General features: G+C 57.5%; 10 protein-coding genes and 1 riboswitch. Of the genes, 6 read left to right on the top strand and 4 right to left on the bottom strand.

All coding sequences use genetic code 11. The features are described 5' to 3' along the window. Positions 1–60: 60 nt before the first annotated feature. Together AC0CW1_RS14320 and AC0CW1_RS14325 are read right to left on the bottom strand one after the other, a co-directional pair. The gene (locus AC0CW1_RS14320; RefSeq protein WP_488183681.1) at positions 61–3,261 is read right to left on the bottom strand and encodes an efflux RND transporter permease subunit; all 3,201 of its coding nucleotides are present in this window, start codon (positions 3,259–3,261) and stop codon (positions 61–63) included. Positions 3,262–3,264: 3 nt separating this feature from the next. Next, positions 3,265–4,464, bottom strand: coding sequence for an efflux RND transporter periplasmic adaptor subunit (locus AC0CW1_RS14325; protein WP_488183682.1), 1,200 nt, complete (start codon positions 4,462–4,464; stop codon positions 3,265–3,267). 163 nt (positions 4,465–4,627) lie between these two features. Between AC0CW1_RS14325 and AC0CW1_RS14330 the strand changes: the two genes are divergently transcribed. The 5 genes from AC0CW1_RS14330 to AC0CW1_RS14350 all read left to right on the top strand — a co-directional run bounded on the left by AC0CW1_RS14330 (position 4,628) and on the right by AC0CW1_RS14350 (position 8,505). Then, positions 4,628–5,050, top strand: coding sequence for a MarR family transcriptional regulator (locus AC0CW1_RS14330; RefSeq protein WP_488183683.1), 423 nt, complete (start codon positions 4,628–4,630; stop codon positions 5,048–5,050). A gap of 137 nt (positions 5,051–5,187) precedes the next feature. After that, positions 5,188–5,703 (top strand): stalk domain-containing protein, encoded by a 516-nt coding sequence (locus AC0CW1_RS14335; RefSeq protein ID WP_488183684.1) that lies wholly within the window; start codon positions 5,188–5,190, stop codon positions 5,701–5,703. Positions 5,704–5,772: 69 nt separating this feature from the next. Next, a riboswitch (cobalamin riboswitch) is annotated at positions 5,773–5,948 on the top strand. Positions 5,949–6,058: 110 nt separating this feature from the next. Further along, positions 6,059–6,811, top strand: a complete 753-nt coding sequence (locus AC0CW1_RS14340; RefSeq protein ID WP_488183685.1) for an AIR synthase related protein — start codon at positions 6,059–6,061, stop codon at positions 6,809–6,811. Positions 6,812–6,890: 79 nt separating this feature from the next. Further along, complete coding sequence (locus AC0CW1_RS14345) at positions 6,891–7,403, top strand: ECF transporter S component (protein WP_488183686.1); 513 nt, start codon at positions 6,891–6,893, stop codon at positions 7,401–7,403. 190 nt (positions 7,404–7,593) lie between these two features. Beyond that, positions 7,594–8,505, top strand: a complete 912-nt coding sequence (locus tag AC0CW1_RS14350; protein ID WP_488183687.1) for a DMT family transporter — start codon at positions 7,594–7,596, stop codon at positions 8,503–8,505. A gap of 77 nt (positions 8,506–8,582) precedes the next feature. Here AC0CW1_RS14350 and AC0CW1_RS14355 read toward each other — a convergent pair whose 3' ends face one another. Further along, positions 8,583–9,566 carry a sensor histidine kinase gene (locus AC0CW1_RS14355; RefSeq protein ID WP_488183688.1) on the bottom strand — a complete coding sequence of 328 codons (984 nt, stop codon included), beginning with the start codon at positions 9,564–9,566 and terminating at the stop codon, positions 8,583–8,585. A gap of 86 nt (positions 9,567–9,652) precedes the next feature. Continuing rightward, positions 9,653–10,360, bottom strand: a complete 708-nt coding sequence (locus AC0CW1_RS14360; protein ID WP_488183689.1) for a response regulator transcription factor — start codon at positions 10,358–10,360, stop codon at positions 9,653–9,655. A 293-nt stretch (positions 10,361–10,653) separates the two neighbouring features. On the opposite strand from AC0CW1_RS14360, the gene AC0CW1_RS14365 reads away from it, so the two are divergent. Then, positions 10,654–11,202: a SiaB family protein kinase gene (locus tag AC0CW1_RS14365; RefSeq protein ID WP_488183690.1), complete on the top strand. Its 549-nt coding sequence runs from the start codon at positions 10,654–10,656 to the stop codon at positions 11,200–11,202. The last annotated feature ends 6 nt before the right edge of the window (positions 11,203–11,208 follow it).

Genomic DNA, 11,208 nt, shown 5'->3' on the forward strand with positions numbered 1-11,208 from the left:
CAAATGCAAAAGGAACTCCCGGCTGATGATTTCGCCGGGAGTTCCTTTCTGGTGAAACAGTTACATGGAAGCCGCTGATTTGCCTTCGATTTTGGCGACGGCCTTGCGCAGTTTTTCCAACTTGCGCCGCTTTCGCCAGTCGAGGAAGTCGCGGATCAAGGTGAAAAAGACGGGGATGACAACGAGGGTGAAGATGGTCGATGTGATCAGACCACCGATCAAGACGGTAGCCATGGCGGAGCGGACCTCGCTGCCTTCGGAGGTGGCGGCGGCGACAGGGAGCATGCCGAAAACCATGGTGAAGGTGGTCATCATGATCGGCCGTAACCGCGTTTTGCCAGCCTCGATCAGCGCTTCCCGCAAGGGTTTGCCTCGCTCCATCAGGGTGTTCGTGTAGTCGATGAGCAGGGTGCCGTTTTTGGCAACGAGACCATCCATCATGATGATGCCGATGCCGGAGAAGAGGTTGATTGACTTGCCGCTGATGGCCAGGGCGGCAAGCGCGCCGATCAAACCGAGGGGAAGCGAGGCCATGCGGATCATCGGTGTTAGTAGGCTCTCATAGAGGATGGCCAGCACCATGTAGACCAGGGTGATGGACAGGAGGAAGGCTGAGATCAGTTCGACGCCTATGTCCTGCAATTCCTGAGAGAGACCGGCCTGTTTGATCGAATAGCCGGCAGGGAGCTTCAACTGGTCAAGCCGCTTGTTCAGTTCGGCGTTGTACTGGTTCTGGGGCACGTCTTTGTTCAGATTCCCTGAAACGGTGATCGTCCGCTGTCGCTCAATGCGCCGGATCTCGGTGGGACCGCTGCCCTTTTTCACCTCAGCGAGCTGGCTGAGGGGCACTTGGACGCCGGACGAGTTGGTTACAGTGATCCGTTTCAGGTCTTCTACGGAGGCCGTCTGGAGCCCATCTAAGCGGACGAGGATGTCGTACTCGTCGTCGCCGGTCCGGAAGACGGTGGCCTTGTCGCCGCTCAAAGAGGCCCGTAGCGTCCGAGAGATGTCGTTCACCGAGAGGCCGTAGGCGGCGGCGCGCAAGCGGTCGATGCTGATCTGCACCTCCGGCTGGCCGAGGCGGAAGTTGGTGTCCACTTCCTTGGCGCCGGGGATGCTGGCGGCAATCGTTTTCACCTGATCGGCGATGGCCATCAATTGATCATATTCGGGGCCGGAGATCTCCAACTGGATCGGTGTTCCCGGCGGGCCGCCGCCTGATTCCGATTCGACGACATGGATGGTGCCTTTGGTGAAGGTTTTGGAGAATTCCCGGAGTTGGTCGGCCACCTCCCACATGGTTCGCTGCCGTTCCTCTCGCTTGAACAATTGGATGCCGACCTCGGCTTTGTGGGAAGAGGAGGAGGAGCCGCCGTGTCCGCTGCTGAAGCCGACGCTGCTCTGGTAGTACTTGACCTCGGGGATGGTGGTCACGAAAGCCTCGATTTCGCGGACGGCCTCGTCTGTCTTGGCCAGAGGTGTACCGTTAGGCAGTTCGAGGGTGACGCTGAGCTCAGACTGGTCTGACTTGGGCATGAACTCAAAACCGACCAGACCCATGGGGATCAGCATCAGGCTGGCGACAAAGGCAAGGAGCGCCACGGTGATGACGGTGAAGCGGCGGCGCAGGGACCAGTGGAGCGCTTTCATGTAGAAGTTGGAAAAGCCGTCGCTGAACCGATCCAGGGTGGACCAGAAGCGAGCGCCATAGGGGCCGAACTTGCGCTGCAAGAGAGCGTAGAGGGAGGCCTGGCGTTTTTTTGCCTTCAATTCCTTTGTCTCGGGGTCCTCTTCCATATAGAACCGCGCCGACAGCATCGGTGTCAGGGTGAAGGAGATGAAGAGGGAGAAGAGGGTGGCGATGACGACAGTCAGGCCGAACTGGCGGAAGAACTGACCGACCATGCCGCCCATGAAGGCGATGGGCGCAAAGACGACCACGTCGGAGAGGGTGATGGCGATGGCCGCCATGCCAATCTCGGCGCGCCCCTCCAGGGCGGCGTCGATGGCCGATTTGCCCATGGCGCGGTGGCGGTGGATGTTTTCTAGGACGACGATGGAGTCGTCGACGAGGATGCCGATGCAGAGGGCCATCCCCAGGAGGGACATCATGTTGAAGCTGAATCCGGCAAAGTACATGCCCATCAAGGTGGCGATGAGCGATGTGGGGATGGCGACGACGACGGTGGCCATAGAACGCCACTCGCGCAGGAAGAAGAAGAGGGCGAGCGCCGTCGTGATGATGCCTTCGATGATCGATGACCGCGTCCCGTTGAGGGCGTTATGAACGTAATCGGAGAAGTCGCGGGCCACGATCAGTTCCACATGCGGGGGTAGGCTCTTTTGGATCGCCGGCAGAACTTTTTTGACTCCGTCGCCCACATCGACGATGCTGGCGTCGCTCTGTTTGAAGATAACGGCGGCGATGGCCGGTTCCCCGTTCACGCGGCTGATGGTGCGCACCTCGTGCAGGCCGTCGGTGACAGTGGCGATGGCCTTGAGGGGGATCTTGGAGCCGTTCGCCAGGGGGATCTGGATCTCCTCCACATCCTTGACTGTCTTGAACTGCCCCATGACCCGCACGTTGTACTCCAGATCAGGCTGGTCGAGGCGTCCGCTCGGCTGGTTGAGGTTCTCGTCTTTGAGGTGGTCGATGACCCGGTTGATGGACAGGCCGTAGCCTTGCAGGCGGGCTTTGTCGATGTTCACCTGGATCTCCCGCCGCTGGCCGCCAACGAGACTCACGTCCGTCACGCCGGGAACCTTGAGCAGGGGCTCCTTGAGGAGGTCCTCGGCGATGTCATAGGTCTCCTGGGCGGGAAGGTTGCTCTTCAGCGCCAAGGTCATGACAGGGGCGGCGTTAAAGTCCATCTTAATCACGACCGGATCGGCGGCATCCTCCGGCAAGGCGCCCTTAATCGAGTCGACCTTTTTCTGCACGTCATTGGCTGCCTGGTCGCCATCGGCCGTCAGTTCGAACTCGATCATGACGACGCCGAAGCCTTCCGAGGCCTGGGAGAAGATCTTGTCCACCTTGCTGATGGAGGAGACGGCCGATTCGATGGGCTTGACGATCTGGCTCTCCACCTCTTCGGCGCCGGCCCCAGGGTAGGAGACGCTGACCGAGATGAAGGGCGAGTTGATGTTTGGGTACAGGTCGACGCCGAGCATGCGGTAGCTATAGAGGCCGAGCACGACGAACATGAGGACAATCATGCTCATGGCGACTGGTCGCTTGACGGCGAATTGTGTGAGGTTCATCCGTTACACCTGTCCTTTTTCGGTTGGGGCGCCCGCCGGTTGCGCCTCTTTCACGGAGACCGGTGTTCCATCGGCCAAGGACATTTGGCCGCCGGTGGCGATCATGTCGCCGTCTTTGAGCCCCTCGACGATCTCCGTCCGTTTTCCGTCGGAGAAGCCGGTCTTGACTTTGCGTTCGATCGCCTTGCCGTCGGCGATGACGAAGAGGATGGGCGCGCCGTTGCGCACGACGATCGCTTCTGCTGGCGCCGTCAGGACATTCGTTTTATGGGCCGTGGGGAGTTGGAACTCGGCGAACATGCCGGGCTTCAATATGTAGTCCTTGTTGTCGACAGCAATCCAGACGGGGAAGGTCTTCGCCTTTTCATCGGCGGCGGGGCTCACCTTGGCGATGCGTCCCTTGAAGGGCTGTTCGCTGGCGGCAGCCACCTTCACATCGACCTCCTGGCCAGGCCGGACAGCGTTGACGTCACTCTCCGTCAGGTCCGCCTTCACCTCGACGGTGTCGATGTGGACGACCGTAAAGGCTGGCTCCGTATTGGAGACGTACTCGCCCACGTTCACGTTCCGGGCCGAGACGAGGCCGGAGATGGGCGAACGGAGGACGGCGTTTTCCAGGTCCACCTGGGTCTGACGGACCTGGGCCAGGCTTTGGTTCAGCAGCGCTTGGGCAGACGCGACGGAGACCTCGTCAGAGGCGACCCGCTTCGCCGCCGTGTCCAGGGCGCTCTTTGCGGAATCAAAGTCGGACTTCGCTGATGCGCCCGCATCGAAGAGCGCTTTTACCCGGTCAAAGTGCCGTTGTGCGTCATCAAAGGCGATCTTGTCCATGTCCAATTGCAGGCGCGCTCGTTCCAGGCTGGCTTTGTTCACGTCGACACCGGCGTTAGCCGCATCCAAACGGGCTGCAATGTCGGCGTTATCCAGTTCCAGCAGGATATCGCCGGCGTTGACCCGCTGCCCCACTTCGGCGTTGATGCGTGCCACCTTGCCCTGTCCCTTCGGGACCAGCTTCAATTCCTCTTTCGCCGCTAGAGCGCCGCTAAAGGTCAGCACGTTCGACAGGTCGGCCCGTTCCGCCTTGGCGACGGTCACCGCCTGGGTTGTCGCTTCCTGGGCTGACGGCTCAGGCGTTTTACCGCAGCCTGTCCCCGCAGCCAGCAGGGTGACGGCGAGCAGGCCGACGCCGATTTGTTTCTTCACCGAAAATCCTCCTCTGCCAAATGCAAATGATGCTTTCATTGACAGCCGGTCTCAACCAGCCTAATATTTATCTTAGATGCTAAAATGTTTAGCGACTAAGACGTTATCATCGTAAGGGAGAGGACAAGAACTGTCAAGGGAAGAAGCGGTTAAGGAACAACAGTTGAACGCGATCAAGGACCTGTTGGAGGTCTTTTTCTACAATGTGAAATGCGCCGTCCAAGATATCGGCCCGGAGCGCAACCTGGGAGAGGGGCAGATCTTTCTTTTGTATATATTATGGAAGTCGGGGACTTGCAAAGCGACCGATATCGCCGACCAGATCGGCATCACCTCCGGCGCCGTCACCGGCATGATGGACAAACTGGCCGGTATGGGCTTGATTACGCGAGAGCGGTCGGATAAGGACCGGCGCGTCGTCATGGTCTCGCTGACCGATCAGGGTTCGCAGACGATCCAGGCGATCCAGGAGGCCCGCTTTGAACGGTTGAAGGGGCAACTGAGGGAACTCTCCAGCGCAGATCTGGCGCAGGTGGTCGGAGGGTTCGAGAAGATGAACAGTGTACTGAAGCCCGTTGGACGATGACGCGCAACATCCATCGAGGAAGAAGCGGGAGCAGAAGTCGGGCTGATTGCAGAATGTGCTAGGCTTAAAGTATATTTCGTGGTAATATTAACCAAGGGAGCTTTGGTTTTTATCACGAAAACAAAGGAGCAGAGCACATGAAAAAAAGATTGGCCATCCTGCTGACAGCCACACTTCTGATCCTGTTGGGACTTCAGTCGAGCGCCTGGGGAAACGCCATGGTGCGCATTTTCGTCAATGACCGAGACATCACCGACAGTCTCAGTGGGGCACCGTTAGTCATGGAAGATCGTATCTATGTTCCGGTGGGGTCGCTGGCAGAATCGTTGGGAGCGATCGCCCGATGGGATGAGGCGAGCAACGCCGTCTTCATCCATTCTGTAACAGATGTGAATACACAAATCGTTCGCATCGGGAAACAGCTTTTTGACGGCAAGGGCGCATGCATTGCCTGCCATAAATTCGGGACGGAAGGCAGCCTGGAGATTGGCCCCAACCTGGGAAGCATCGGATCGAAGTACGATCAAGAGAAAATCTATCGTATCTTAAGTAACCCCGTTCAAGAGAATCTCCAAGCGACGATGCCGGCGGCCGTAACGCTGTCAGATATCGAAAAGAGGATCATGGCCGAATACCTTTCGACTAGAAAGTAGGTTAGCGCGAAAGAAACCGGGGGCGCGCCGATTGAAACGATAGAGATTGTCCCTTATAATACAATCAAAGTTCAGTGCGATGTTTCAGGTGCCCCTCCGGGGGAGAATAGGGAATCGGGTGAAAGTCCCGGACGGTCCCGCCACTGTAACGAGGAGCCCTGCGCAGGATGCCACTGGGAAAACCGGGAAGGCGCGCAGTGGCGATGATTCGGAGTCAGGAGACCTGCCTGTAACATTACCGTTCATGAATGATGGCAAAGTTCATGGTTTCTTTGTTGTTGCCTCGGCAACAGCGAAGAAGCTGTGAACTTTTTCTTTTCTCCGGAGGAATCTTAATCGTAAGAAGCGCAAGGAGGTGAAATCCTTGGGTTACCAGGGGCGTGATGTGGAAGTCGTCTTCCTGGCGAAGGAGCAGTGCCTCGTGGTCGCCTGCGACTCCTGCGGCGCCATCGGCGGCAAGGAACTCGATGTTGTCCAGGTCCCGCCTTACATCGTCGGGATCTTTACCACCCGCGTGGCCCTGATGGAGGTGCTCGCCATCGGCGCAGAACCGGTGGCGCTGACAGTCGCCATCGCCAACGAGCCCTATCCGACGAGCGGAGAGGTGATTGCAGGCGTCCGCGACGAACTGGCGGCCATTGGAAAGCGTGACCTGCCCATGGTCATCAGCACCGAAAAAAACATACCCACCCGGCAGACCGGTGTCGGGATCACCGTCGTGGGCGCCGTCGAAAAAGCAGGGTTGCGTGTGGGCGCTTCCCGGCCTGGCGATAAAGTGTACTGCTTGGGCTGGCCCAAGGTGGGGGCTGAGGTAGTGACGGAGGACGGGAAGGCGATCGCCCGGGCCGGACATGTGCGGGCGCTGCTGACTCAGCCCGGTGTCCGAGAAGTCGTCCCTGTCGGCTCAAGAGGGATCCGGGTAGAGGCGGAAAACCTGGCTGCAAACGCCGGTTGCCGGATCCGCGACTGGCAGATGGATACCGGCTTGGATCTTGACAAGTCGGCGGGTCCGTCAACTTGCCTGGTCTTTACCGCCGAGAGGGAGCCCCTGACGGTCGCCGGAGCGCCCATTCATTATCTTGGCAAATTGGCGGAGAGAGGCGGATGATGGGTGCCACTGAGGACGACGGCAGGATTGCCAGCATTTGTTCAGGTTCTTCAACAAAAATGGAAAGAAGGTCTGTCTCATGAGCAACATGCAGATGCATTATAATGAAACGCATGCGTCCTGGAAAAGCGTCCGTGGAATCGCTTTGATGGGCGTACTCATCGCCTTGAGCGCCGTCGGGGCGATGATCAAAATCCCCAGCCCGGTCGGTACGATCGGGCTCGATTCCTTTCCCGGGTTTTTCGCCGCCCTGGCCCTCGGCGCCACGGGAGGGATGATCGTCATCACTCTCGGTCACCTGCTCACCGCCATGGTGGTCGGCTTTCCCCTGACTCTGCCCATCCATCTCTTCATCGCGGTGCAGATGGCCTTGTGGGCTTATGTCTTTTATGTGATGAATGATCGCTTTGGCTTGACGGCGGCCTTCGTCGTCGGCGTATTTCTCAACGGTGTTGTCTCGTCATTGACCATGCTGCTTATGGGCGGCTGGGGCGCTGTGGCGGCTGTCATGCCGTTCCTGGTTACCGGTTCTGCCGTTAACGTGGGCTTAGCTGCAGTCGCCTACCGAGGGGCGAAGGGAAGGTTCATGTAACGACGGAGGATCCTCCTTACGAATCAATCATATCTTCAACGCCAACATTAACCGCAGTTGTCAAGGACTGCGGTCTTTTCTTTTCCTGCAAGAACTTCGCCCGATTACCGTGATTGTGGTATGATAAAATCATACAAAAAGAATGAAGCAACGTGGCAATCCATAATAGGAAGGCAGTGCAGTCGAACCATTGAATCCGTTTTATAAGCTGATCTTGACGCCGCTCATCTGGGCCACGAATTTCGTCATGGGGCGCCTCCTCGTCGTCGCCATCCCGGCCTTCGCCTTATCGAGCATCCGCTTCACCATCGCCGCGCTGATCATGCTGCCCCTGGCGCTTCGCACATACCCTGCCCGGAAGATCTCCCGGCGTTCCTGGGGCTGGATCGGCTTGATGGCGGTGGCCGGGGTATGCCTCTTCAACACGGTCCTCTATCTCGGTTTGCGCTACACCACATCGGTAAACGCCACATTGATCAATTCGCTGAGCCCGATGGTGACGGCCATGCTCGTCTTTCTCATCGATCGGGAGAAGATTCAGCGCAATCAGGCTGCCGGTATCATCTTGTCGGTGGTAGGCATCGCTGTCGTAGCGGCCCATGGTTCGTGGGAACAGTTGGCTCAACTGTCCTTTAATCCCGGCGACCTGCTTGTCTTGTTGGCGACGGCGCTCTGGGCGCTGTACACCATCGCCGGACGCAAGGTGGCCCAAGAGGTCCCTGTGCTGGCTGCGACGGGCTACTCCTTCGCCATCGGCGCACTCCTCTTGCTGCCCATGGGCCTGCTCGATTGGAACCTTTCCGCCGCCACCCGTCAGCCGGCGGCACCCTGGATGTGGGGGGCTGCCGTATACTTGGGACTTTTCGCGTCAGTCATCGCCTTCTACTGGTGGAACCAGGCGGTGCAAGCCTACGGCGCTACCGTGTCGTCCCTCTTTCAGAATCTAATCACCGTCTACGCCGCCGGCATTGCTTATTGGGGATTGCAGGAACCCCTTTATGGCTACCACTGGCTCGGCGGGGCGCTGGTGTTCGGGGGCGCTTTGCTGGCCTCGGGCATCTTTCAAAGGAAAGAGCCGATGAAAAGGGTCATGTCCCCATAAAGGGCGAATGAAAAAATGAAAAACCGCCTCCGGGGAAAGACCTTGGGAGGCTGCTTCTATTGTCTTCTTTTTATCTGTCATTCAGGAGTCGTCGCAGTAACCGGCAATGTGAAATAAAAAAGGCTCCCCATGCCAGGCTGGCTTTGCACGCCGATCTGCCCGCCATGGGCGATCACGATCTGCTTGGCGATGGCGAGGCCGAGGCCGGCCCCTTCTGCCTGACGCGAACGGTCGGCCCGATAAAAGCGGTCAAAGAGATAGGGAAGGGCCGATTCGTCGATGCCGGGGCCGTTATCGACGACACTGATCTTCAACGCCGACGCGGCAGGTGTCTCCCCTGAAGCATCGCCTCCGCCCTGGTTTTCACAGCAAAAGCGCAGGCTGATCGTCCCGCCGGGAGGCGTGTATTTGAGCGCATTGGAGATCAGGTTGTTCATCACCTGTTCGATGCGCATCGTATCCACCGTTATCGTGAATTTACCCTCTGCGGCGCAAGGCAGGTCCAGGGTGGATTCAAAATGGCACCCTCGTTGCCGGATATCGGCGCCGTATTTGCGAATCAAATCGTCGGCCAACGGGCGGAGCATAACCGGCTTCCTGTCGAAGCTCGGCTGACCGAACTCCAGCTTCGACAGGTCGAAGAGGTCCTCCACCAATTGGTTGACCAGCAGCACCTTTTCGTAGATCATCGTCAGATTCTCCCGGTCAGGCGCCACGATCCCATCCAGCATGGCCCGCAGATACCCCTGGATCGCCGTCATCGGGGTGCCCAGTTCGTGGGAGATATCGGAGACGAGGCGGCGACGGGACTGCTCCAACCGGTGCAATGTCGCATTGGCCTCGTTGATCTCATACTCCCGTTCCTTGAGCAATCGCCCTTGGATGTCGCTGATCTTGAATATCTTTGCCGACACCTTCAACAGTTTTTCATATTCGGAAGCCAGGTTGGCAAAGGTTTGTCTCGCATCCGGATCGCTAAAGCGGTCGCCGTTCTCCTTTGACCGCTCCAGAACGAGTCTTTCCCTTCCGAATAATGTGTTGCCGTCTCCATCTTTCAGCAACGAGGATAGCTCCTTTCCGCAGCGGCAGAGGGCGCCAAAGCAGAGGTTTACCACGAAAGGCCCAGGCCTTTTGGCAGTGCTGACATCTACGCGTTGAATTTATAACCGAAACCGCGGATGTTCTGAATGCGCTCTGGCGACGAAGGGGAGCTTTTGAGCTTTTTGCGGATGTTGCTCACATGGGTCATGACCGTCCGGTAGTCGCCCACATCCTCGTACCCCCAGATCCTCGTGTACAGTTCCTGGGCCGAAAAGACCTGGTTGGGGTGTTGGGCGAGGAAGAAGAGGAGTTGTAATTCCTTGGCCGCCAGCGAAACAAGCTGCCCGCCGATGGAGACGCGGTAATTGGCCAGGTCAATCTCCAGGTCATCAAAAACGAGTGTGCGGACCGGCGACGGTTCTTCGACAGGGGGGACGCGCCGGAAGATGGGCGCCCTGCGGAGCTTCGCCTCCACCCTTGCCACCAGCACGTTGGGGTCGAAGGGCTTCGTGATATAGTCGTCGCCACCCAGTTTCAAACCCTGGATGATGTTCTCGGCTTCCTTCATACAACTCATGAACAGGATCGGCACGTTGGAGCAGTCGCGGATCTCCTGACAGACCTGATAACCATCCATATCGGGCAGCAGGATATCCAGCAGGATCAGGTCAGGTTGCTCTGACTCGAAGAGGCGAAGCGCATCAGAACCTCTCTCTGCCGCAAAGATGCGGTACCCGTTTTTTTCGAGGTAGAGAACCAACAATTGCCGGATCTTCACATCGTCTTCTACGATCAGGATCTTCTTCCCCTGCATCCCATCCCCTCCCTGCGTATTCTTTTTCTTCTAAGATTCGACATGATTCGTCTGCATCCTTTTCTTGCGACGAGCGCATCCTTGCTTGAAGCGAGTACTGCTGAAGATGCCCGGCCCCTACCGACTTTACATAGGCTTAAGGTACTTCAGCGACGATTTTAAAGCAAGGTTTGGCGGCTCATTTTATAATGAACGTAATACCAGCATCGACGAAAAGCAGATCCCACCTTGGTTTCACTACATACGATTTGATGATAAGATGGAAGTAAATCCGCGCCAAAGGAGGCAGCGATATGAACGGCAACCGTATGATAGAACTGCAGCAGGCGCTTCACAGCGAAAACGTGTTGATCAGCTTTTCTGGGCGTTTCACCCAAGGGATCATTGAGGAACTGGGCGAAGCGGTGAAAAACTACCTGGAGATTGAAAACCGCCCCAAAAATGATATCTTCAACATCTTCGCCGTCTTTATTGAACAGACGCAGAACATCAAAAACTACATCACTGTCAAAGAAGGCGCAGACGCTCATGAGCGTGTGGCCAACTCGGGGATTGTGATCATCGGAAAACGGAGCGGCGGCAACTACGTCAGTTCCGGCAACCTGATTGAAAAGAAGGACGCGCCAGCGCTGGCGCAGCGTATCGAGCGTTTGATCGCCCTTAATAAGGTCGAACTGAAAAAAGTCTACAAGGAAGAGATGAAAAAAGAAGTGCCTTCCGGCAGCTTGGGCGCCGGCCTTGGTCTCATCGATATCGCCCGCAAGGCAAGTGCTCCCTTGGAATACTCGATCATCAGCATTGATGAGCGATTTGCTTTCTTTACGTTGACCGCCATCATATAGGGAGTG

The sequence above is a fragment of the Heliomicrobium sulfidophilum genome, from assembly GCF_057715735.1.